Origin of the sequence: Streptomyces sp. Ac-502 (assembly GCF_045222935.1) — a bacterium.
In the GTDB taxonomy this organism is placed as follows: domain Bacteria; phylum Actinomycetota; class Actinomycetes; order Streptomycetales; family Streptomycetaceae; genus Streptomyces; species Streptomyces monomycini.
Map to the genome: position 1 here is coordinate 6,497,442 of NZ_JBHFFO010000001.1, position 22,584 is coordinate 6,520,025.

A 22,584-nucleotide genomic window follows, 5' to 3' on the forward strand; every position below is an offset into this window, starting at 1 on the left:
CCTTAGGCTGGCGTGGCTGAAAACTGTTGCCACAGATGTACGGGGGTAGGCAAGGGATGGCAGAGCACACGAAGGCCCGGCGGAGGCTGCGGTCGAGCACGGTGGTCCTGGGCAGCATGGGCGCGCTGGCGGCAGCGCTCACGTCCTGCGGCTCGGAACCGGACAAGCGCTGCGTCGACCGGAACAGCTACGACGCGGTCAAGGGCTACCGCGTCATCGACTCCAAGTCCTGCAAGAGCGGCAGCGGGTCGAGCGGCACCGGCAGTACGGGCGGCACGGGTAGTGCGGGCTCGTCGTCCGGCAAGAACACCGGCAAGAGCAAGGGCGCCCCCGGCGGCACCGCCGGGCGCGGCCAGAAGGTCGACGGCCAGTGGTACTACGGCTCCGACGTCAGCGGCCGCTACGCCGACTCCGGAACCTTCAGCCACAGCACCGCCGTCAACCGCGGCGGCTTCGGCTGCTCCGGCTCCAGCGGCGGGTGACGGCGGTGCGACGGAACGGAGCGTCCGGGGTGAGCCCCGTATGAAGCGGCACACCATCCCACCGCGCCCCGGCTGGCAGCAGACCGTCGAGGCGCAGGGCCTGATCTACCCGCTGACCCGCTACCCGGACGACTCGCTGCGCCCCTACTGGGACGAGAGCGCGTACTACTCCTTCTCGCTGCCCGAGGTCGAGGCACTGGAGGAGGTCGTCGAGGAACTGCACGCCATGTGCCTGGCCGCCGCCGCGCACATCGTCGAGCACCGGCGCTTCGCCGACCTCGGCATCGAGGACCGGCGGCTGGCGGACCTGGTCGCCGAGTCCTGGTACCGGCGCGCCGAACTGCCCACCCTCTACGGGCGGTTCGACCTGCGGTACGACGGCACCGGGCCCGCCAAGATGCTGGAGTACAACGCGGACACGCCGACCTCGCTGGTCGAGGCGGCGGGCCCGCAGTGGTTCTGGATGGAGGAACGTTTCCCTGGCGCCGACCAGTGGAATTCGCTCCACGAACGGCTGGTCGACGCCTGGCGCAAACAGGCCAGGCTGCTGCCGCCGGGCGCGCCGGTGCACTTCGCGCACTCCGCCGGCGACGAGCTGGGCGAGGACCTGATGACCGTCGCCTACCTGGAGGAGACGGCCCAGCAGGCCGGGCTGGAGACGGTGGCGATACCGGTCGAGGAGATCGGCTGGGACCACCTCTCGGGCCGCTTCGTCGACCAGCGGCTGCGCTTCATCCGGTCCTGCTTCAAGCTCTACCCGTGGGAGTGGCTGGCCACGGACGAGTTCGGGCCGCACGTGCTCGACACGCTCGACAACGGCGGCGGCACCGGCAGCACCCTGTGGATCGAGCCCGCCTGGAAGATGCTCCTCTCCAACAAGGCGCTCCTCGCCGTCCTCTGGGAGCTGTACCCGGGCCACCCGAACCTGCTGCCCGCCCATCTCGACGGGCCGCGCGAACTGGCGGACGGGCCGGGCACGCCCGGGTACGTGGCCAAGCCGCTGCTCGGCCGTGAGGGTGCCGGCGTCACCGTCCACGCGGCGGGTGCGGCCCCCGTCGTACGCGACGAGCCGTGCTGCTACCAGGAGTTGGCCCCGCTGCCCGACTTCGACGGCAACCGGGTGGTGCTCGGCGCGTGGGTCGTCGAGAACGAGTCGGCGGGGCTCGGCATCCGGGAGTCGGCGGGGCTGGTCACGGACGAGTACGCCCGGTTCCTGCCGCATGTGATCCTGTGAGACGCGGCCCCTGCGGCCGTACGGCTTGCAGGGGGCCCGGCCGCACGGCCTGAAGCGGAGCGCGGCTTCCGGTCACCCGGCCAGCACCGTCCGCAGCTGGTCCAGCCCCCAGTCCAGGTCCTCCTTGGAGATCACCAGCGGGGGCGCCAGCCGGATGGTGCTGCCGTGGGTGTCCTTGACCAGGACGCCCAGCTTCATCAGCCGCTCCGAGATCTCCCGGCCCGTCCCCAGGGCCGGGCTGATGTCGACCCCGGCCCACAGCCCGCGCCCGCGCACCGCGTCCACCGCGCCACCGCCCACCAGCAGCCCCAGCTCGTGATGCAGGTGCTCGCCCAGTTCCGTGGCGCGCTGCTGGTACTCGCCGGACCGCAGCATCGCCAGGACCTCCAGCGCCACCGCGCACGCGAGCGGGTTGCCGCCGAACGTCGACCCGTGCTCGCCCGGCCGGAACAGGCCCAGCACCTCACGCGAGGAGACCACCGCCGACACCGGCACGATGCCGCCGCCCAGCGCCTTGCCGAGCACGTACATGTCCGGCACCACGTCCTCGTGCCGGCAGGCGAAGTCCGCGCCCGTGCGGCCCAGGCCGGACTGGATCTCGTCCGCGATGAACAGCACGTTGCGCTCGCGGGTCAACTCCCGTACGCCCGGCAGGTATCCGGACGGCGGCACCAGCACGCCCGCCTCGCCCTGGATCGGCTCGATCAGCACCGCCACGGTGTCCTCGTCCACCGCGTCCGCCAGCGCCTGGAGATCGCCGTACGGGACGATCTCGAAGCCCGGGGTGTACGGGCCGTAGTCGGCGCGCGCCTCCGGGTCGGTGGAGAAGGAGACGATCGTGGTCGTCCGGCCGTGGAAGTTGTTCTCCGCCACGACGATCTTCGCCCGGCCGTCCGGGACGCCCTTGGCCCGGTACCCCCACTTGCGGGCGGTCTTGACCGCCGTCTCGACGGCCTCCGCGCCGGTGTTCATCGGCAGCACCATTTCCATGCCGCAGAACTCGGCGAGCCGCGTGCAGAACTCGGCGAACCGGTCGTGGTGGAAGGCGCGCGACGTCAGCGTCACCCGGTCCAGCTGCCGCTTGGCAGCCTCGATCAGCCGCCGGTTGCCGTGGCCGAAGTTGAGCGCCGAGTACCCGGCGAGCATGTCCAGATAGCGCCTGCCCTCGACGTCCGTCATCCAGGCCCCTTCGGCGGAGGCCACGACGACGGGAAGCGGGTGGTAGTTGTGCGCGCTGTGGGCTTCGGCGACGGCGATGCTGCGTTCCGTGGACGTCGTGGAGGTCACCATTGACTCCGTTCGGTATGCGGGCGATCCCGGGCGGAAAAATCCCGTTGGGCGGACGGTATGCGAAGAAAGGTTGCGCCGCACAGCCCCCGATAGACTGGCGCCGCGCACCGCGACTGGCGCACGGGGAAGCGACCCCGAGGAAGCGGCGCGCGGCCGTCCCGCCACGGCCCACCACGAGGTGTCGCCCCGCCTGGGCACCCGGGAGCACGACCGGAAAGCCGTACGGACCGATCGCCCCGGAGGACCTCATGAGTCATCCCCTGCCCCACCCCGCCCTCGCCGCCGCCGACCCCGAACTGGCCGCCCTGATCGGTGCCGAGGAACGGCTCCAGGCCGAGACGCTGCGCCTGATCCCCTCCGAGAACTACGTCTCCACCGCGGTCCTCGAAGCCACCGGCACCGTCCTGCAGAACAAGTACAGCGAGGGATACGCCGGCCGTCGCTACTACGAAGGCCAGCAGAACATCGATCTCGTCGAACGACTGGCCGCCGACCGCGCCAAGGCCGTCTTCGGCGTCGAGCACGCCAACGTCCAGCCGTACTCCGGCTCGCCCGCCAACCTCGCCGTCTACCTCGCCTTCGCCGAGCCCGGCGACACCGTGATGGGCATGGCGCTGCCGATGGGCGGCCACCTCACGCACGGCTGGGGCGTCTCGGCCACCGGCAAGTGGTTCCGCGGCGTGCAGTACGGCGTACGGGCCGACACCGCCCGTATCGACTTCGACGAGGTGTGCGACCTGGCCCTCAAGGAGCGCCCGAAGCTGATCTTCTGCGGCGGTACGGCCGTGCCGCGCACCATCGACTTCGCCGCCTTCGCCGAGATCGCCCGCGAGGTGGACGCCGTCCTGGTCGCCGACATCGCGCACATCGCCGGGCTGGTCGCGGGCGGCGCCCACCCTCACCGGTGCCGCACGCCGACGTCATCTCCACCACCACCCACAAGACGCTGCGCGGCCCGCGCGGCGCCATGCTGATGTCCCGCGAGCAGTACGCGAAGCCCCTCGACAAGGCCGTCTTCCCCGGCCTTCAGGGCGGCCCGCACAACCACACCACCGCCGCCGTCGCGGTCGCCCTCCACGAGGCCGCGCAGCCATCCTTCCGCGCCTACGCGCACGCCGTCGTCGCCAACGCCCAGGCCCTCGCCGAACAGCTGCTGGCCCGCGGCTTCGACCTGGTCTCCGGCGGTACGGACAACCACCTGATCCTGATGGACCTCACCCCCAAGGAGGTGCCCGGCAAGATCGCCGCCAAGGCGCTGGACCGGGCCGGGATCGTCGTCAACTACAACACCGTCCCGTTCGACACCCGCAAGCCGTTCGACCCGTCCGGCATCCGCATCGGCACCCCGTCGCTGACCTCGCGCGGCCTGGGCACCGAGCACATGCCGCAGGTCGCCGACTGGATCACCCGGGGCGTCGAGGCCGCGGGCGCGGGCGACGAGGACGCGCTCACCACGATCCGCGCCGAGGTCGCCGAGCTGATGGCGGCCTATCCGGCGCCGGGGCTGGTGGCCGATCCGGCGTCGGGACCGGTGGCCGATCCGGCGTCGGGACCGGTGGCCGACCCGTCCTGACCGTCCCCGGGCCGCACGGGTGACCCGTCCTGACCGTCCCCGGGCCGCACGCCCGGCCCCAGGTCCCGGCCCAGCCGTACCGGAAGCTCCATGACGCTGTTGCCCACGAAGGTGGGCAGCGGCCGCAGGTCCGCCTCCGGCACGGCCAGGGCCAGGTCGGGGAACCGGTCGAACAGCGCCCGCAGCGCGATGCCGGCCTCCAGGCGGGCCAGCGGCGCGCCCGGGCACACGTGCGCCCCGTGCCCGAAGGACAGGTGCCGGGCGGCGGGCCGCCGCGTCACGTCGAAGCGGTCCGCGTCCGGCCCGTACGCCTCCGGGTCGCGCCCGGCCGCCCCGTACGCGGCGAGCACCGGCGTCCCCGGGGAATGACCGTGCCGCCGATGTCCAGGTCACGGGTCGGATAGCGGAACGGGAAATTGGCCACCGGGCTGTCGTGGCGCAACGTCTCCTCCACCACGTCCGCCCAGTCCGCCCGCCCGGAACGGACCAGGTCCAGCTGCTCGCGGTCCGCACACAGGGCCCGTACGGCGTTGCAGATCAGGTCGAGGGTGGTCTGGTGCCCGGCGGCGATCGTCAGCAGCAGGGTGCCGACCAGCTCCCGTTCGCTCAGCCGGGCCTCGTCCGCGTCGCACGCCGCGATGAGCGCGCTGGTCAGGTCGTCGCCCGGCGCCGCGCGGCGGGCCGCCACGACCTGCCCGAGAACCGCGATCAGCTCCCGGTTGGCCGCCAGCGCCGTCTCCTGGTCGATGACCGTGTTCACCACCAGACCGGACAGCTCGTGCAGCCGGTCCCGGAACTCCTCGTCCACCCCGATCAGTTCGGAGATCACCCGCATGGGCAGCGGATAGGCGAAGGCGTACCGGAGATCTACCGTCCCCCCGCCCTGCGCGGCCGGCGCGGGCAGGCCGTCGAGCAGCTCGGCGGTCAGCCGCTCCACCCGCGGCCGCAGCGCGGCCACCCGCCGGGGCGAGAGCGCCTTGACGACCGGCTCCCGCAGCCGCCGGTGGTCCGCGCCGTCGGCCGTGGTCATCCCGTCCACGGTCGCGAAGGTGGAGAGCTGCCAGCCGGGCGGGATACGGCCCTCGCGCAGCGCGGCGAAGTGGCAGGCGTTCTTGGCCACTTCCGGGTGGGTGAGGAAATCGCGCAGGGCGTGGTGGCGGGTGACGGCGTGGCCGAGGACGCCGCCGGGGAGCACCACCGGCACGGCGGGACCGCGGGCCCGCAACTCCTGGGCGGCCTCGCGCAGGCCGGCGCCGGTGGGGTCGAGGGGGTAGGGGGAGGGCGGGGAGGGAGGGGGAGTGGCCGGGGCTGATCCGGGTGCCGTACCGGACGAAGATGCCGTACCGGACGGAGAGGCATCGGCTTCTGTCATGGCTCCACGGTTCCAGCTCCGGGGGCGGGGGCCAGGGTGCGGACGGGCCTGGCGGTCGTACCCGGCCCGGGCGGGCACCCCGTGCGCCCGCCCGGTCACCCCCGATGCCCCCGCCCCTGCCCGGCCGCGCGCCGGTCCCCTCCGCGGACCTGAGAGAATGAGCCCATGGCTCTCGATCGTCCGCGTGTACTCTCCGGGATTCAGCCCACCGCCGGCTCCTTCCACCTCGGCAACTACCTCGGCGCCGTCCGCCAGTGGGTGGCCTTGCAGGAGTCCCACGACGCCTTCTACATGGTGGTGGACCTGCACGCGATCACCGTCCCGCAGGACCCGACGGCCCTTCGCGCGAACACCCGGCTGGCCGCCGCCCAGCTGCTGGCCGCCGGCCTCGACCCGGAGCGCTGCACCCTCTTCATCCAGAGCCATGTCCCCGAGCACGCCCAGCTCGCCTGGGTCATGAACTGCCTGACCGGCTTCGGCGAGGCCAGCCGGATGACGCAGTTCAAGGACAAGTCGGCCAAGCAGGGTGCCGACCGCACCAGCGTCGGCCTGTTCACGTACCCGATCCTGCAGATCGCCGACATCCTGCTCTACCAGGCCCACCAGGTCCCGGTGGGCGAGGACCAGCGCCAGCACATCGAGCTGACCCGCGACCTCGCCGAGCGGTTCAACGGCCGCTACGGCGACACCTTCACCGTCCCGGCGCCGTACATCCTCAAGGAGACCGGCAAGGTCTACGACCTCCAGGACCCGACGGTCAAGATGAGCAAGTCGGCCTCGTCGGCCAAGGGCATCATCAACCTGCTGGACGAGCCCAAGGCCTCCGCCAAGAAGATCAAGAGCGCGGTCACCGACACCGACACGGTGATCCGCTACGACGCCGAGGCGAAGCCGGGCGTCTCCAACCTGCTGACGATCTACTCCACCCTCACCGGCGAGACCGTCGCCGACCTGGAGAAGAAGTACGAGGGCAAGATGTACGGCGCCCTCAAGACCGACCTCGCGGAGATCATGGTCGACTTCGTCACACCCTTCCGGGACCGTACGCAGGAATATCTCGACGACCCCGAGACGCTGGACTCGGTCCTGGCCAAGGGCGCCGAGAAGGCGCGCGCGGTGGCCGCCGAGACGCTGGCCTCCACGTACGAGCGGATCGGGTTCCTGCCCGCCAAGCACTGACCGGCCGGGCCGGGGCCCGGCGTGCCCCGGCCCGCCGCCGTACAGGGCCTTCGGGCCCGGGCACGGCAGGACCAAGGACGGTCGCCGCGGGGACGGCCCACCCGGCACACTGGCATCCGGGGCCGACGACAGCTTCAGGAGGGAGAACGCAGTGGGGACCGTTACGCTCGGCGTTTCGATCGCGGTCCCGGAGCCGTACGGCAGCTTCCTCCAGGAGCGGCGCGCAAGCTTCGGGGACCCGCACGCACACGGCATCCCCACCCACATCACCCTCCTGCCGCCCACCGAGGCCCGCACGGAGGACCTGCCCGCCATCGAGGAGCACCTCGCCGAGGTCGCCGCGGGCTTCGGCCCCTTCCGGCTGCGGCTGGAGGGCACGGACAGCTTCCGGCCGCTGTCGCCGGTGGTGTTCGTCAAGCTGGCCGAGGGCGAGGCGGAGTGCACCGCGCTCCAGGCGCGGGTACGCGCCGCGTCCGGCCCCTGCGCCCGCGAACTGCAGTTCCCCTATCACCCGCACGTGACCGTCGCGCACGGCATTTCGGAAGAGGCCATGGACCAGGCGTTCGTGGCGCTGAAGGACTTCGAGGCCGCCTGGACGATCGGCGGATTCGCCCTGTACGAGCAGGGGGAGGACGGCGTGTGGCGGCTGGAGCGGGAGTATCCGTTCGGGGCGCCCGCCTCCGGGGTGCCGCGGCAGGCGGATCTTTCGCGGCCGCCCACGCCTACGCGGTAGGGCTTCGGGCCTGGGCGCGAGTGGCCGGGGCCTCGGCTTCGCGGTGCCCCGGCTTCGCGATGCCTTGGCCTCGCGGTGCCCCGGCTTCGCGGCGACTCGGCCTCACACCGGCAGCCGCCGGAAGAGTGCCCGTGGCATATGCCGCAGTACGGTCATCACCGGCCGCAGCGTCCCCGGCACCCACACCGTCTCGCTCCGCCGCCGCAGCCCCGCCTCGATCGCCACGGCGACCGCCGCCGGAGTCGTGGCCAGGGGAGCGGGCTCCAGGCCGGCCGTCATCCGGGTCCGTACGAAACCGGGCCGTACCACCATCACGTGCACCCCCGTCCCGTACAGCGCGTCCCCCAGCCCCTGCGCGAACGCGTCCAGCCCGGCCTTGCTGGAGCCGTAGACGAAGTTCGAGCGCCGCGCCCGCTCGCCCGCCACCGAGGACAGCACGACCAGCGAACCGTGCCCCTGGACGCGTAGCGACCGGGCGCAGACGAGAGCCGCGGAGACGGCGCCGGTGTAGTTGGTCCGCGCGACCTGGACCGCCGTGGCCGGCTCGGCCTCCGCGCGCTTCTGATCGCCCAGTACCCCGAAGGCCAGCAGCACCACGTCGATGTCACCCTCGGCGAAGACCTTGCCGAGCGCCTCCTCGTGGCCGTCGGTTTCCAGCGCGTCGAACGCGACCGTACGGACGTCGGCGCCCAGCGCGCGCAGCCGCCCGGCCGCTGCTTCGAGCGCGGGGGACGGGCGGCCCGCCAGCCAGACCGTACGGGCGCGGCGGGCGACCAGGCGGCGAGCGGTGGCGAGGGCGATCTCGGAGGTGCCGCCGAGGATCAGGAGGGACTGGGGGAGCCGAAGGCGTCCTTCATGGGGAGTCCTTGGGGGAGGGGGCGGGATGCTTCACAAGGCCAGGCGCCGCGAGAGGTCCGAGGTGAAGACGCCGCGCGGGTCGGTGTGCGCGCGGAGGGCACGGAACGCGTCGGCCCGGGGGTACATGACGTCGACCAGCTCGGGCCGCAGCCGGGCGTCCTTGGCCAGGTAGACCCGGCCGCCCGCCTCCGCCACCGTCTCGTCCAGCCCGTCGAGGAACGGGCCGAGGCCGGGCAGTCCGGCCGGGATGTCCAGGGCCAGCGTCCAGCCCTCGGACGGGAAGGACAGCCACCCCGGGCCGCCCGCGCCGAAGCGTTTGAGCACCGCCAGGAACGACGGACACCGCCGCGCCGCGATCCGCTCCACGATGCGCCGCAGCGTCCCTTCCGCCCCGAGCCCGACCACGAACTGGTACTGCACGAAGCCGCCGCGCCCGTACACACGGTTCCAGTGCGGCACCCCGTCCAGCGGATGGAAGAACGCGGAGAGCTTTTGCAGCTCACCGGTCCGGCGCCGGGGCGCCTTCCCGTACCAGAACGCGTTGAACAGGCCGGCGGACCGGCGCCCGAGCAGCCCGTCCGGCAGACCGCGCGGAGCGGGCGGCAGCCGCCCGGGCCGGAAGGCGAGCGGCGCGCGGCGGGCCCGGGCCGGCAGGGCGTCCAGCGGGGCGTGGTCGCCGCGGGTCAGCACCGCGCGGCCGGTCGCCGCGCCGCGGGCGAGGAGGTCGATCCAGGCGACGGAGTAGCGGTGGCGGTGATCGGTGGCGGACAGCCGCGCCAGCAGGTCGTCCAGGTCCGCGGCGCGTTCGGTGTCCACCGTCATCAGCGACGTCCGTACGGGCAGCAGGGCGACCGTCGCGGCGAGGATCACCCCGGTCAGGCCCATGCCGCCGGCGGTCGCGTCGAAGAGGGCGGTGCCCGGCCGCACCGTGCGTACCGCGCCATCCGCGGTGAGGAGTTCGAAGGACCGTACGTGCCGGGTGAAGGAGCCCGCGACGTGGTGGTTCTTGCCGTGGATGTCCGCGCCGATCGCGCCGCCGACCGTCACGTACCGGGTGCCCGGCGACACCGGCACGAACCAGCCCCGCGGCAGCAGCACCTCCATCAGCCGGTGCAGGCTCACCCCCGCGTCGCACACCACCGTGCCCGCCTCGGCGTCGACGGCCCGGATCCGGTCCAGGCCGGTCATGTCCCAGACGGCGCCGCCCGCGTTCTGCGCCGCGTCCCCGTACGCGCGCCCGAGCCCCCGCGCGATGCCGCCGCGCGCCCCGCACGCCCGTACCGCCGCCACGGCCTCGTCGTACGTGCCCGGGCGGACCAGCCGGGCGGTGGTGGGGGCGGTACGGCCCCAGCCGGTGACGGAGGTGGGGACGGGGGTGGTGGCGGTGACGGGCGTGGTGGTGGTGACGGAGACGGTGGCTGGGGCGGGATCGGAGGCGGTGCGGGAGCCGGGCGGGCCGGCGGGCGACGACATGCCAGCGACCGTAATGCGGCACTCGCGCCGATTCAGCTATCCGCCCCGGCCGCACGAAAAGAGTGATTTACGGGGTGGATGGGCTAATCGCGACGGCGCGGCGCGCGGCGCACCGGAAGAGTCGGACGCGGAGCCCCCAAGGGCTTGAGGGACAGGCGCCGGGCGGACCGCACGAAGCGGGCGGTCCGCCCGGGAGCCGGCACGAACCGGATCGAGGTGACCCCGCTGTCCCCCGAAGAGATGGATCACCGCCTGCTCGTGGCGCCGCGCACCCGGGGAACCGACCCCCGGGTGGCCGCCGTGGCCCGCGCCCTCTCGCGCGGCGGCGAGCACGGAGCGCTCTGGCTCGCCGCCGGGCTGGCGGGCGCCGCGGCCGACCGGTCCCGGCGCCCCGCCTGGCTCCGCGGTACGGCCCTGAGCTGCGGCGCCCACCTGCTGAGCGTCAGTCTCGAACGCGTCGTACGCCGCCCGCGCCCCCTGCTGCCCGGCCACGCCCCCTCGTACGGACCGCGAGCCCGCACTCCTTCCCCAGCGCCCATGCCGCTTCCGCCACCGCCGCCCCCGTGGCCCTGGGCGCGCTGCGGCCGTGGGGCGGGGCGCGCCCGTGGGACGGAGGACGGCCGTGACCGAACGAACCGCCGCCGTCCTGGAGGACCCACCGCCCGGCCCCGGAGCGGCCACCCCCGCGCACCCCGGCCCCCGCCTCAGCCCCCGCGCCCTCCCCTCGGCCTGCTGCGCACCGCCCGCCCCCGCCAATGGGTGAAGAACGTCCTCGTGGCCGCCGCCCCGGCCGCCGCCGGTGACCTCTTCCTCCACCGGACCCTCCTCCAACTCCCGCTCCTCTTCCTCCTCTTCACCGCCGCCGCGTCCGCCGTCTACCTCGTCAACGACGCACGCGACGCCACGGCCGACCGCGCCCACCCCGAGAAGTGCCGCCGCCCGGTCGCCGCGGGCGAGGTACCCGTACCCGTCGCCTACGCGGCCGGCGCCCTGCTCGCCGTCCTCGCACCCGTCGCCGCCGCCGTCCTGTGCAACCCCGCCACCGCCGCCCTGCTCGCCGCCTACCTCCTCATGCAGCTCGCCTACTGCGTCAGCCTGAAGAACGTCCTGGTCATCGACCTGGCCGTGGTCACCACCGGCTTCCTGCTGCGCGCCATGACCGGCGGCCCCGCGCTCGGCATCCCGCTGTCCCGCTGGTTCCTGATCACCGCGGGCTTCGGCGCGCTGTTCATGGTCGCCGCCAAGCGCTACTCCGAGGCGCTCCGGGCGACGCGCGAGGAGCGGGCGGACAAGGGCGCGACCCGGCCCCTGCTGCGCGAGTACAGCGACGGCTACCTGCGCTTCGTGTGGCAGCTCGCGGCGGGCGGCGCCGTCCTCGGGTACTGCCTGTGGGCGCTGGAGAGCGGCGGCTCGTCCGCGGGCGTCCTGCCGTGGCGCCAGCTCTCCATGGCCCCCTTCATCCTCGCCGTCCTGCGCTACGCGGTCTTCGCCGACCGGGGCACCGCGGGCACCCCGGAGGACATCGTCCTGCGGGACCGCCCGCTGGCCGCCATCGGGCTGGCCTGGACCGGGCTGTACGCGATGGCCGTCGCGGACGTGTGAACGGACGGGCGGCGCACCACCATGCCCAGAAGTCCCACCCGCAGCGCCCCGGACCGGCCGCCACCGGCCCACCGCCTCCGCGCCCTCGCCCCCGAACTGCTCGGCTTCGCCGTCGCCGGGAGCTTCGCGTACGCCGCCGACCTGGCCCTGTTCCTCCGGCTGCGCGGCCCGGCCGGCCTGGACCCGTACACCGCCAAGTCCCTGTCGTTCCTGGCGGGCTGCACCGTCGCGTACGCAGGGAACGCCCTCGGTACGTACCGCGCCCGTACCCGCCCGGCACCACCCCCGTACGGCGGCCCCGGCGCCCCCGCTCCCGTACGCGTCCGCGCCCCCGCTCCCGCTCCCGTACGCACCCCCGCTCCCGTACGCGTCCGCACCCTCGCTCCCGTACGCCTCCGCCGCTACGCCGTCTTCCTCGCCGTGAACCTCGCCGGCGCCCTCGTCCAGCTCGCCTGCCTCGGAATCTCGCACCACGCCCTCGGCCTGACCTCGGCGACCGCCGACACCGTCGCGGGCGCGGGCGTCGGCATGGCACTGGCGACATGCCTGCGTTTCTGGGGTACGCGGACGCTAGTCTTCCGCCACGCGGGCGACATACCTGTACAGATGGTGTCGAAGGCTGATGAAGGGTAGACGGGGCCCATGGAATGGTTGAGCAAGCTGCCGGTCGTCGGCCCGGCCGTGTCCTGGCTGATGACCACCCACCTGTGGCGGGCGTACGAACGGATGCAGCGCGTCCACTGGACCCGGCTGGCCGCCGCGATCACCTTCACCAGCTTCGTGGCGATCTTCCCGCTGCTGACCGTGGCCGCCGCGCTCGGCGCCGCCCTGCTCGACGAGCGGCAGCTGCACGACCTGCAGTCGAAGATCGCCGAACAGATCCCCGGCATCTCCGGCCAGCTGGACCTCGGCGCGCTCGTCGACAACGCCGCCACCGTCGGCATGATCGCCGCCGTCGCCCTGCTCTTCACCGGCGCCGGCTGGGTCGAGTCGCTGCGCGACTGCCTGCGCGCCGTCTGGGAGAAGGACGACGAGGGCACCAACTTCTTCGTCGCCAAGCTCAAGGACATCGCCCTCCTCCTCGGCCTCGGCGGCACCGCCCTGGCCTCCCTGGCCTGCTCCGGCTTCGCCAGCGCCGCGGTCGGCAAAGCGGCGAAGGCCCTCGGCCTCGCGGAAGGCGGCATCGGCAGCGTCCTGCTGTCCGCCGTCGGCTTCTGCATCGCCGTACTCGCCGACTTCCTGCTGCTGGCCTACGTCCTGACCCGGCTCCCCGGCGTCCACCCGCCCCGCCGCGCCGTCGTCGTCGCCGGCTTCATCGGCGCCGTCGGCTTCGAACTCCTCAAGCTGCTCCTCAGCGGCTACCTCCAGGGCGTCGCCGCCAAGAGCATGTACGGCGCTTTCGGCACACCGATCGCGCTGCTGCTGTGGATCAACTTCACGGCCAAACTGGTGGTCTTCTGCGCCTCCTGGACCGCGACCCAGCCCTGCGACCCGGAGTCGTCACGCAAGTCGCTGGACTGCGACGAGGAGACCGCCGAGCCGCACCACGGCTAGCGCCGCCCCCGCGGAGCAGCTGAGGCCGGCCCCGCGCCATGGCAGCTCCGTGCTCGTGCTTGCCGCCGCGCCATGGCAGCTCCGTGTCAGTGCCTGCCCCCGCGCCGCCGCATCAGCTCCGGGAGGGGCCAGCGGCGGTGCACCAGGAGCGCCAGGCCGCCCAGTACCACCAGCGCTCCGCCGGTGATCGCCAGCGCGGCCCACGCGCCGCCGGAGCCGCCGGAGGAGTCCTCCAGCCCGGCCCGCGTCCGGTCGCCGTCCAGCTTGGCGTCGCCCGTCCGCGCGTCGCCCTCCTCGCTCCGGGGGCCGACCAGGCGGCCGACCGGCTCGACCTTGTCCGCCGCCGCGAACCCCCAGTCGAAGAGCTTGGCCGTCTCCTTGTACGCCTCGTTGTGTTCCTTCTTCTCCGGGTTCATGACCGTCACGAGCAGCTTGCGCTCGCCCCGCTGGGCGACCCCGGTGAAGGTCGAGCCGGCGTTGGTGGTGTAGCCGTTCTTCACCCCCGCGATGCCCGGGTACGGCTTGACGTCGTAGTCCCCGCTGAGCAGCCGGTTGGTGTTCTGGATGCCGAACGACCCGCGCTTGCCGTCCTTGACCTCGCCGGGGAACTGCGTGCTCACCGTGGAGCAGTACTCCCGGAAGTCCGCGTTCTGCAGCCCCGCGCGGGCGAACAGACTCAGGTCGTACGCACTGGAGACCTGCCCCGGAGCGTCGTAACCGTCCGGCGTCACCACATGCGTGTCCGTCGCGTTCAGCGCCTCGGCCTGCTTCTGCATCTCCTGCACGGTCTTCGCCGTACCACCGTTCATCGCGGACAGCGTGTGAACAGCGTCATTCCCCGACCGCAGAAAGACCCCCAGCCAAAGGTCATGAACGGTATAACTCAAATTCTCCTTTATCCCCACCAGGCTGCTGCCGTCACCCATGCCCGCCAGGTCGGCCGGCTTGACCGTGTACTTCTGGTCCTTGGGGAACTTCGGCAGCACCGTGTCGGCGAACAGCATCTTCAGCGTGCTGGCCGGCGGCAGTTGCCAGTGCGCGTTGTGCGAGGCCAGCACCTTGCCGCTCTCGGCGTCCGAGACGATCCAGGAACGCGCCGTGATGTCGGCCGGCAGCTTCGGCGCCCCCGGCTTCAGCTGCACCTGCGTACCGGCCTGCCCCAGCCGGCCGCCGCCGACCTTCGACATCTCGGCGGGCGGCGCCGGCGCCTTCGGCGCGTGCTGCCCGCCCTTGCCGTCCTTCGGCTTCTCGTCGGCGTGCGCGGGGGCCGCGAGCAGCAGCGGCGGCAGCAGGACGGCGGTGCCGGCCAGAGCGACGCCCGTACGGGTGAGCAGATGGCGCCGTACGGGCGCGGCGGTGATCGGATGAACGGCAGAAAGGGTCGGCACGTCGGTGAACGTACCCGCCGGCGCAGGTGCCCCGGACACCACCCCACGGAAGAGTGCCCCCGCCGACCGCCGGATGGAGCCGCTGCCCATACTGGATTCCATGAAGCTCTCGCGCCCCGTCTCCTGGTTCCTGCTCGCGTTCGGGGTATGGAGCTGGTTCATCTGGATCACTTTCGCCAAAAACCTCTGGAAGGACGGGAGCGGCCTCGCCTTCGACGACGCGGGTGACCCGACCGCCTACTTCTGGGTGCACCTCGCGCTCGCGGTGACGTCCTTTCTCTTGGGGACGGCAATCGGAGTGATCGGGTTCCGCGGCGTCCGCGCCCTGCGCAGGCCCACCACCGAGCCCACCGCCGAGACCTCCACCACAGCCCCCTGACTCCGGCCCCCGCACACCCCGGCGCCCCGTCGTCAGTGCGCCATCTCACACATGCTCGGACGAGGCCACCGGTATGCACGGACCGGACCGGGATCAGCCGATCGTCGACCCCCGGCTCAGCCGAACGTCGAACCCTCGGGCGCCGGCGCACTGCGAACGCACGGCGAAACGAGCCGCACTTCGAGCCGCCGCTCGGCGAGGTGCCCCGTCACGGAGACCGAATAGCCCGCGATCCCCGAGGGCGCGTCGACTTCGGCCGCGGCCCGGAGGGCCTGTGCTGTCTCTCCGGCCGTCGCCTCCACCGACCAGCCACCGTCGCCCAAGTAAGCCCCCAGCCGCGCAAGAGCCATCGGCAGCGACGCGGGATCACATTCCTCGATACGCCAGTCATGTTGCGCCGAACATGAGGAATGCAGCCCCTTTCCCGTGCACGCGTCGCAGGTGACGGTGAAAGGCTGGGCATTCTGCTCCATGCGCCCGCGCAGGGTGAGAGCGTCGAGAAGCCTGCTGGAATGCCAGTACAGCTTCTTCGTGAGGTCCAGGGTCGGAGGCTCGGGCGAGGCCTTCTCCGGTACAGCAGCGGGCGATACGACAGTGGGCTGTACGCCACCGTCGTGAACCGGAACGGGCGCGGATCCGCCGCCCGGCGCGCCGGTCACCTCGACCGTGTTCACGATGTTGAAGAACAACTCGGAATACAGATTCCAGTCGTCCATGCACGGCGTACTGAGCTCGAACAGACAGACCTGCCGCTCCCCGGGAACCGGGAAGAAGACCGCGATCTTCCCGATCGTCACGGACTCCGGCCGCCCGGAATCCGTCATCTCCCCCGGCAGGTCCACCGCCTCCGGAGTGATACGCACGGCCGCTTCCCCGGCCGCCAGCTTGACGACCTCCACCTCGCTCCGCGGAGACTCCTCCGCGAGCTGGGCCGCCAGTTCCTTGCAGTTCACCGCCCGGACCTGCGGCCCACCGTCGATCAAGGAGGCGGTGACCGACGCGGTGCTCCGCTGCCCCTCGATGTCCAGGATGCAGAACCCCGCATAACTCACCCCGGCCGCCAGCATGTCCTCCACGGCCTGGAGTTGCATGGCGACATAGGCGAACCACAGTTCGTTGCCGCCCTCGGGGTAGACCTCGATCGCGAGGAAGCGCAGCTCTTCCACGAGGATGTCGACATCGTCGATCAGCGGGATCTCATGGAACGCGGGCGGCACACGGAAGGTGACCGGAAACTCCGGCTCCGTCGTGCCGGTCGCCTCAGGCGTATACGTACTCACCGGTGTCAGGCTCCCGCCGCGCTCAGAAATGCCTTGCCCAGCGGCTTGTCCTCGGGCCAGTTGGACTCGATACGGTGCCCGACGCTGATGCCTTTCACACCCATCTGGGTGCCGCGGGCGCCCCAGTGGGCTACGTCGAGGGGTGCGGCGCCTGACTTCTGGAAAAGGCTCGCTGCCTTCTTGATTCCGCTATGCATGATGCCGTCGGCCATCCCTCGTGCGACGCTCTCCGAAGTGGCCACGCGGGTGAGCTTCCCGCCTTTCATCACATCCTTTGCCACGCCACGCAACTTTCCGGCAGCCCTGAGACCCTTCACGGCGCCGAGCCCCGGCATCACGCCCAGACCGGCGCCGACCCAGTCCATGACCCCGACCTTGCCCCCTCGGGAGGCTTTGATGCCGTAACCGGCCAGGGCGAGGGCGCTCGCTCCGATGGCCAGGCCGCCCAGGATGGCGCCGACCGGCGGGATGGCCATCGTGGCGAGCGAGAGGATCGACAGCACCGCGCTGATGTTGGATAACAGGTCGGCGTGTTCGGCCAGCCAGTCCTTGAATCCGCGCCACGCCTTCTTCATGCCGTCGAGCGCGCGGTCCCACCAGTGCAGTTCCGGCGGATGGTTCTCCGACGCCTTGAGGATCGCCCGCTCGGCCTCTCCCGCGCGGTCGTCCCACTGGGAACGCAGGTCCTCCGCCTTCTTCATGATGTCTTCGAGCGCGTGCGTGGCCTTTTCGTCCGCGGCTTTCGCGGTGTCCAGCTCGTTGTTGATGCGATCGACTTCGGACTGCTCCAGCGGCACGCCGGCCAGCCCGTTGTACTTGTCGATGAGGCCGTTGTAGCTGTTCCGCTTCTGCTCGGCGTGCTTGCGCGCTTCGACAGCCTCGGCCTCGAAAGCCTTGGCGCGCTGCTGCATCGGGCCGAGCTGGGAGTGCCACGTGCGCAGGGCCTTCGCGCAGTCGTGCATGGACTCCGTGCCCTGCTGGAGGTATTTCGGCAGTTCCCCGAGCTTCGTACGGAACTTCTCGGCGGCCTCGCCCTCCCACACTCCGTCGGTCTTGCCGACGCTCTTGAGCAGCTGGTGCAGCTCTTCGAGTTCGTCGCCGACCGTCTTCACGTCCGTGGCGAGGGACTGGATGGTGTGGAGGTCACCCTTGGCCGGGTTGAAGGTCAGGCCCGGCCAGTCCGAGTCGTCGGCGATGAATTTGCTTTTCCACTCCACGGCGGTCCCCCCGTTACTTCTTGCCGAAGCCCTTGGCGTTGTCGTCGTCGGTGGCCGTGTAGGCCTCCAGCGTCAACGACAGCTGTTCGTGAATCTTCTTCGCCGCGTCGGCGATGCGTGTGATGCCGTCGCCCCATTCGGACTGGAACTCGTCACAGGCGCCGTCGAGCCCGCCGGTCCCCAGCCCTTTGGGGCCCACTTTCTTGAGCTTCTTGCTCGCGCCACGCATACGGTCGTCGCATTCGTCCAGCTTGCGCAGCATGTCTTTCATCCGGGTCACATCGATCCGGAAGTCCGAGTTCCCCAACTCGCTGCACCCCGTTCATGGTCGGCTGGTCAGCCCTGCTGGACATGTCAAGGCCCCGTGAAGGGCAGAGAAGAACATAACTAGCGGAGCTCCTGGAGCAATGCCCGAAACTTCGGCATATGTCAATGCTCGTCGACGGAAGAGCGGCAGCGAATTTTGCCATTTTTTGAGGCGTTAGCTGTCCTTCGTTACGGAGGCGAAGTACAGGACCGCTTGCGCGTGGGTCAGTGATGCGTCCAGTCGCTCCGTGTCCCAGGTGAACAAGCTGTAGCCGTAGGTGAACCTCATCAGGACGCCGCCCAGCCCTCTCGGCCTGGACCGCCACGTGACGCGCGCGGGCTTGTCCCACATCCAGGTGGAAGGGCCGCCGCCGTCGTGAAGCAGGCCCATCACGGCGAAGAGGGGCCACAGCGGCAGTGTCATCCAGTAGGCGAACCACCCGCGCAAGCTGCCCTTGTAGCCGGCGACAACCCGGTCGCCCGCTGGGGAGTGCATGCGCCACGCCTGACGGATCCCGCGCGGCGAGCGCCCGTGGACAATATGCCCCGCGTAGTCACCGGCGGGTCCGTGAACGGTGTATTCCCTTTCCTCCTGCTGCCCGGCGCCACCGGCCGGCGCGCTGATCGTGCAGATCGTCCGGGGAGGCCCGGAGGGGGAGTCGGAAGGGTGGGTGACGAGAAACAGTGGCCCTGTGGGCACTTCTGCTTCGTATCGGTGAATATGCGCCAGTACCTCCCCGTCGGCGAGCTCCCCGGAAAACTTCCCGGAGGTCAGAGAGCCCCAGGCCTGGTACCCGGGCGGCGCGGCGAATTGCCGGCAATCCTGCGCCCGCGAGATATTGAAGACGTTCCTGGACACGGTGCCACCTCGTCATGGTCGCTCAGTCGAAAGGGCTGCGGAGGGCATTGTGCCCGGTCCTGGGGTTGGGCGATTGCGAAGGGCGGTGCGCCCGGAATCTGGGTCAATGTGGTGGTTGGCCGGTTCAGGGACTGCTGAAACGGTCGGTGCCCACGGGTGTCGGGAGGGTGGCGAACGGGCATGAAGTGCAGGTGGGTCGGGGTGTGCCACGGGGTGGGCGGGGCATTGCAGCGACGCATTAGCAAAGTGCGGTGATGTTTGGTGCGAAATCGGGCAAATCATGACTTCTGATCTTGCGTTTCCCCCTCTGCAGCCCCTATTTTTTACACTCTTTGCGTTGCCTGCGCGCGCGGGCCGGACCGTCTCACGACGCCGACCCCGTCGTCCGCGCGGCGGCGGTGCGGAGTAACGGGGAAGGACTTCGATGGGCGAGCAGTACAGGGTCGATCTGCACGAGCTGGACAGCGTCGTGCGCAAGCTCAAGAGCTTGCAGGGCGACATGGACGAGCCGAGCCAGAAGGTCAAATACAGCACGAATATTCCGAAGTCGGCCTTCGGGTCCAACTTCAACGAGGCCGCGACGGTCGCTGCGGCGCACGACAAGATGCAGGACTACATGTCGCACGTCGTCGACGCTCTCCAGGACCTCATCAAGGACTTCGGCGAGAAGGCCGAGCGCAGCCGTGGGGCGTACGAGGACCGGGAGCAGGACGCCCGTTCGTCGATGAAGAGCTGAGGCTTCGGCAGTACGGCAACGAACAGAACGACGACCAAGGGGAAGGTCATGGCCGGTGGCCCGATGGATGCCGACGGCAACAAGGCGTACGCCAAGTCGATCGACGAGAAGCACCGTAAAGAGAGCCTCGCGCAGTTCAAGAACCACGATCCTGTGCCGGTCTCGGACTCGGACTTCCACCACCATGGGATCGACGCGCTCCGAGCGATGATCGAGAACGCCAACCCGGAAGCGATGGAGACGGCTGGCGACCACTGGCGCGCATCCGCCGACCGGCTGGGCGGCCAGGACGGCTCCGGCGGTATCCGGAAGGCGTTCATGGACGCCGTCGAGCACGCCTCGAACCACTGGCAGGGTAAGGCCGCCGATGCGTTCCGGCGTGAGGCGGCAGAGGTCCTCAAGAAGATCGACAAAACGTACGGGCACGCCCGCAACGTCGAGTCGATGCTGATCGGCACCCGGTCCACTGGGCCGGAGGCGGGTATCGCGCACAACCTGCGCCAGGCCAAGAAGACCATGGCCGGGATCGAGGACCCGGGCAAGGTCGAGAGCGCGTTCAACTCCTCGGGTGACGACTCCCAGTTCCACAAGGACATGGCGAACCCGAAGATGGACGCCAAGATGGCGCTGGAGGCCAACCGCGACAAGCTCTCCCTGAGCAAGGAGCGCCAGGTCGAGGCGGTCATTGTCATGGAAGAGCTGGCCAACAACTACCGACAGCAGGTCGGGAAGGTCATGAATGTCGGGGAGCCGCCCGGCCCCGGACGCGAATGGCCGAGTCAGCCGGGCAGCTATCCGCCGGTGCCGCCCGTGACCATGCCGGTCGTCGGTGGCACCCGGCCCAAGCCCACCTCCGTGACCCCGCACGGGTCCAAGGGCGGCAGCGGCTACAACGGCCTCGGCGGCGGTGTGAACATCCAGCCGTCCAACGAGCCGGTACGGACCGGCCTGGACAGCCTCCAGGGCGGCACCGTCGCCCCGGTGGGCCCCGGGATCACCGGTGGCGGCGTCAACCCGCCGTCCGGTGGATCGGGTGGTGGTCCGGGCGGAGGCGGTTCGACGGGTGGTTTCATCGCGCCCCTGCCGTTCGGCAAGACGGGCGGCACCGGTGGCGGCGGCTCTCGTTCGGTCCCCGGCGGCCGTGGTGGTGTCCTGGGCGGCAGCCGGTCCGGCGGCGCGGGCGCCGGGCGGACCGGCATTCCCGGCGGCATCGGCGGCGGCGCCGGTGCCGTGGGCAGCGGCGCGGGACGCGGTGCGGTGGGCCGTGGTGGTGCCCAGGCCCGTAAGCCCGGAGGAGTGGTCGGCGCCCCGGGCAGCCCGGGAGCTGGGGCCAAGCAGGGCGGGGCCGGGCTGCACCGCAGCGCCGGCGGAAGCCAGGCGATGGGCGGCGCGGCGGCGAACGGGCGTCCCAAGGACAAGGAGCGGACCAAGAAGGAGCGTCCCGACTACCTTGTCGAGGACGAGGAGACGTGGACGCCGCAGCGCCACGTGTCCCCTCGCGTGATCGAGTAGGGATGTACGTGCCGTCGGCTTCGGCTGTATGAAGTGGTACGAAGAAGTGCCCCGCGCGCGCTGTGCGGGGCACTTCTGCAAACCGGGGCGCTCGCTCGGCCGGGCGTCCCGACCAGTGGCCACCGCCCGGCCCTGTCCGCCCGAACGGAAGCAGTGAGGATCAGAGCATGAAGGTCACCCGAACTCTGCGCGCGGCCGTCGGCGCCGCGCTGACCGGAGCGCTGCTCCTCACCGCGACGGGTACGGCTTCGGCGGACCAGACGCGGAGTGCGCAGTGGCCGTTCGAGGCGTTCGACGCGCAGAGCATCTGGAAGGAGGCGACCGGCAAGGGCGTCACCGTTGCCGTCGTCGACACCGGATTCCGTAAGACACACCAGGACTTGGCCGGAGCCTTCCTGCCCGGCGAGGACTTCCCCAACCCCTCCATCGACAAGGGCAGGACCGAGGAGCCGGGCTCGGACATCCGTGACCACGGCACCGGCATGTCGGCGCTCATCGCGGGGCGCGGTCACGGCCCGGGCGGCAGCCAGGGTGTCAAGGGGCTGGCGCCGGACGCGAAGATCCTGCCCCTGACGGCCGACAAGAACTTTCCGGCGGCGATCCGCTACGCGGTGGAGCACGACGCCAAGGTGATCAACTTGTCGTTTATCGGGGACGCCAACACCCCCGACATGTGCGCGTCCATCCACTATGCGGTTGAGAAGGGCGTCGTCGTCCTCGCCGGTGTCGGCAACGACGGCCTGTCCGAGGCCCTGTTCCCGGCTGCCTGCCCCGGTGCCATCGGTGTCGGTGCGGTGGACGAATTCGGTAAGGCATGGGAAGGCGGCAACTACAACAAGACGGTCGACGTCCTGGCGCCCGGCGTGAAGATTCCGTATCCGAATGGCCAGAGCGATACGGGCTACTTCACGGGTGACGGCACCTCGGCGGCCACCGCCTACGCCTCCGCCACAGCAGCCCTACTGTTGGAAAAGTACCCCGACCTCACCCCCGGCCAGATCGCCAACCGCATGGTCAAGACGGCGGGCCTGGCCAAGTCGGTGAAGGCCAAGAATCTGAAGCTGCCCGATGTCCACTACGGATACGGCTTCATCCAGCCCTGGGCGGCACTCACCCGCGACATCCCCGCCGGCCCCCGAGGGTCCGCTGCCCATGCCGCAGGGCAAGGCGTCGAAGGATCCCGTGGTCGCGGGCGCCGCCAAGGGCAAGGACCCCAATCCGCCGATCGGCGGGAAGAAGATGTTGCAGTACGGAGGCATGGCCGTGGGCGGGCTGCTGGTGATCGCGCTCGTCGTGATGGTCATCGTCCTCGTACGCCGCCGCAACAAGCCCGGCCCGCAGGCCTGGCACTGACGCGGACGGGCCGGTGACGTGGGTCAGTCGCGTTCGGTCGGCGGGTGTTTCGTGTCCTTGCGGGAGGTGGGGCGGGACGCGGCGGCCGCGTGCTTGGTGGCGATGCGGTCGTAGAAGCCCTGGATCAGGTGCTCCTTAAAGACGAAGTAGTAGTACGCATTGCCGACCGAGACGCCTGGCACGGACGGTCGCCCCGACTCCCCG

17 protein-coding genes and 6 pseudogenes are annotated in these 22,584 nt (G+C 71.1%); 13 read left to right on the top strand and 10 right to left on the bottom strand.

The window, feature by feature from the left end; genetic code table 11:
• Positions 1–56 precede the first annotated feature (56 nt).
• Together ACEXOX_RS29670 and ACEXOX_RS29675 are read left to right on the top strand one after the other, a co-directional pair.
• On the top strand, positions 57–482 hold the full coding sequence (locus tag ACEXOX_RS29670) for a hypothetical protein (protein WP_406524179.1): 426 nt from the start codon (positions 57–59) through the stop codon (positions 480–482).
• Positions 483–522: 40 nt separating this feature from the next.
• Positions 523–1,716, top strand: a complete 1,194-nt coding sequence (locus tag ACEXOX_RS29675; RefSeq protein WP_406524180.1) for a glutathionylspermidine synthase family protein — start codon at positions 523–525, stop codon at positions 1,714–1,716.
• 72 nt (positions 1,717–1,788) lie between these two features.
• Here the strand turns inward: ACEXOX_RS29675 and rocD are convergent, their stop codons facing one another.
• Entirely contained in the window at positions 1,789–3,006 is a 1,218-nt protein-coding gene (gene rocD / locus ACEXOX_RS29680) for an ornithine--oxo-acid transaminase (protein WP_406524181.1), read from the bottom strand.
• A 248-nt stretch (positions 3,007–3,254) separates the two neighbouring features.
• On the opposite strand from rocD, the pseudogene glyA reads away from it, so the two are divergent.
• Positions 3,255–4,579 (top strand): annotated as a pseudogene (gene glyA / locus ACEXOX_RS29685) (serine hydroxymethyltransferase).
• Positions 4,580–4,650: 71 nt separating this feature from the next.
• Here the strand turns inward: glyA and ACEXOX_RS29690 are convergent.
• Positions 4,651–5,783: pseudogene (locus tag ACEXOX_RS29690) on the bottom strand (cytochrome P450); the annotation flags it as partial.
• A gap of 333 nt (positions 5,784–6,116) precedes the next feature.
• On the opposite strand from ACEXOX_RS29690, the gene trpS reads away from it, so the two are divergent.
• Both trpS and ACEXOX_RS29700 read left to right on the top strand, forming a co-directional pair.
• Entirely contained in the window at positions 6,117–7,130 is a 1,014-nt protein-coding gene (gene trpS, locus ACEXOX_RS29695) for a tryptophan--tRNA ligase (RefSeq protein ID WP_406524182.1), read from the top strand.
• 151 nt (positions 7,131–7,281) lie between these two features.
• Positions 7,282–7,863, top strand: a complete 582-nt coding sequence (locus ACEXOX_RS29700; protein ID WP_406524183.1) for a 2'-5' RNA ligase family protein — start codon at positions 7,282–7,284, stop codon at positions 7,861–7,863.
• 102 nt (positions 7,864–7,965) lie between these two features.
• On the opposite strand, the pseudogene ACEXOX_RS29705 reads toward ACEXOX_RS29700, so the two are convergent.
• Both ACEXOX_RS29705 and ACEXOX_RS29710 read right to left on the bottom strand, forming a co-directional pair.
• Positions 7,966–8,720, bottom strand: a pseudogene (locus ACEXOX_RS29705) (decaprenylphospho-beta-D-erythro-pentofuranosid-2-ulose 2-reductase).
• A gap of 31 nt (positions 8,721–8,751) precedes the next feature.
• The gene (locus tag ACEXOX_RS29710; RefSeq protein WP_406524184.1) at positions 8,752–10,194 is read right to left on the bottom strand and encodes an FAD-binding protein; all 1,443 of its coding nucleotides are present in this window, start codon (positions 10,192–10,194) and stop codon (positions 8,752–8,754) included.
• Positions 10,195–10,434: 240 nt separating this feature from the next.
• Between ACEXOX_RS29710 and ACEXOX_RS29715 the strand changes: the two are divergent.
• From ACEXOX_RS29715 to ACEXOX_RS29730, 4 genes and pseudogenes are all read left to right on the top strand, one after another.
• Positions 10,435–10,775: pseudogene (locus ACEXOX_RS29715) on the top strand (phosphatase PAP2 family protein); the annotation flags it as partial.
• Between the two features lie 103 nt (positions 10,776–10,878).
• A pseudogene (locus tag ACEXOX_RS29720) lies at positions 10,879–11,796 on the top strand (decaprenyl-phosphate phosphoribosyltransferase); the annotation flags it as partial.
• 21 nt (positions 11,797–11,817) lie between these two features.
• Positions 11,818–12,429 carry a GtrA family protein gene (locus tag ACEXOX_RS29725; protein ID WP_406524185.1) on the top strand — a complete coding sequence of 204 codons (612 nt, stop codon included), beginning with the start codon at positions 11,818–11,820 and terminating at the stop codon, positions 12,427–12,429.
• Between the two features lie 9 nt (positions 12,430–12,438).
• A complete protein-coding gene (locus tag ACEXOX_RS29730) occupies positions 12,439–13,350 on the top strand; it encodes a YihY/virulence factor BrkB family protein (RefSeq protein ID WP_406524186.1) in 912 nt (303 codons plus the stop codon).
• 86 nt (positions 13,351–13,436) lie between these two features.
• Here the strand turns inward: ACEXOX_RS29730 and ACEXOX_RS29735 are convergent, their stop codons facing one another.
• A complete protein-coding gene (locus ACEXOX_RS29735; protein WP_406524187.1) occupies positions 13,437–14,840 on the bottom strand; it encodes a D-alanyl-D-alanine carboxypeptidase family protein in 1,404 nt (467 codons plus the stop codon).
• Here ACEXOX_RS29735 and ACEXOX_RS29740 point away from each other — a divergent pair.
• Positions 14,839–15,117 (top strand): SCO4848 family membrane protein, encoded by a 279-nt coding sequence (locus ACEXOX_RS29740; protein WP_406524188.1) that lies wholly within the window; start codon positions 14,839–14,841, stop codon positions 15,115–15,117. The two genes, ACEXOX_RS29735 and ACEXOX_RS29740, sit on opposite strands and share 2 nt — an antisense overlap.
• Before the next feature lie 116 nt (positions 15,118–15,233).
• On the opposite strand, the gene ACEXOX_RS29745 is transcribed toward ACEXOX_RS29740, so the two are convergent.
• The 4 genes from ACEXOX_RS29745 to ACEXOX_RS29760 form a co-directional block, all read right to left on the bottom strand.
• On the bottom strand, positions 15,234–16,334 hold the full coding sequence (locus tag ACEXOX_RS29745; protein WP_406524189.1) for a hypothetical protein: 1,101 nt from the start codon (positions 16,332–16,334) through the stop codon (positions 15,234–15,236).
• Between the two features lie 68 nt (positions 16,335–16,402).
• Positions 16,403–17,614, bottom strand: a complete 1,212-nt coding sequence (locus tag ACEXOX_RS29750; RefSeq protein ID WP_406524190.1) for a putative T7SS-secreted protein — start codon at positions 17,612–17,614, stop codon at positions 16,403–16,405.
• A 13-nt stretch (positions 17,615–17,627) separates the two neighbouring features.
• Entirely contained in the window at positions 17,628–17,885 is a 258-nt protein-coding gene (locus ACEXOX_RS29755) for a WXG100 family type VII secretion target (protein ID WP_406524191.1), read from the bottom strand.
• A 210-nt stretch (positions 17,886–18,095) separates the two neighbouring features.
• Positions 18,096–18,779, bottom strand: coding sequence for a hypothetical protein (locus ACEXOX_RS29760; protein WP_406524192.1), 684 nt, complete (start codon positions 18,777–18,779; stop codon positions 18,096–18,098).
• A gap of 424 nt (positions 18,780–19,203) precedes the next feature.
• On the opposite strand from ACEXOX_RS29760, the gene ACEXOX_RS29765 reads away from it, so the two are divergent.
• From ACEXOX_RS29765 to ACEXOX_RS29775, 3 genes are all read left to right on the top strand, one after another.
• Complete coding sequence (locus ACEXOX_RS29765) at positions 19,204–19,515, top strand: hypothetical protein (protein WP_406524193.1); 312 nt, start codon at positions 19,204–19,206, stop codon at positions 19,513–19,515.
• Between the two features lie 48 nt (positions 19,516–19,563).
• Positions 19,564–21,027 carry a WXG100 family type VII secretion target gene (locus tag ACEXOX_RS29770; RefSeq protein ID WP_406524194.1) on the top strand — a complete coding sequence of 488 codons (1,464 nt, stop codon included), beginning with the start codon at positions 19,564–19,566 and terminating at the stop codon, positions 21,025–21,027.
• A gap of 167 nt (positions 21,028–21,194) precedes the next feature.
• Positions 21,195–22,397, top strand: a complete 1,203-nt coding sequence (locus tag ACEXOX_RS29775; RefSeq protein WP_406524195.1) for a S8 family serine peptidase — start codon at positions 21,195–21,197, stop codon at positions 22,395–22,397.
• Positions 22,398–22,436: 39 nt separating this feature from the next.
• Here ACEXOX_RS29775 and ACEXOX_RS29780 read toward each other — a convergent pair.
• A pseudogene (locus ACEXOX_RS29780) lies at positions 22,437–22,556 on the bottom strand (TetR/AcrR family transcriptional regulator); the annotation flags it as partial.
• Positions 22,557–22,584: the final 28 nt, after the last annotated feature.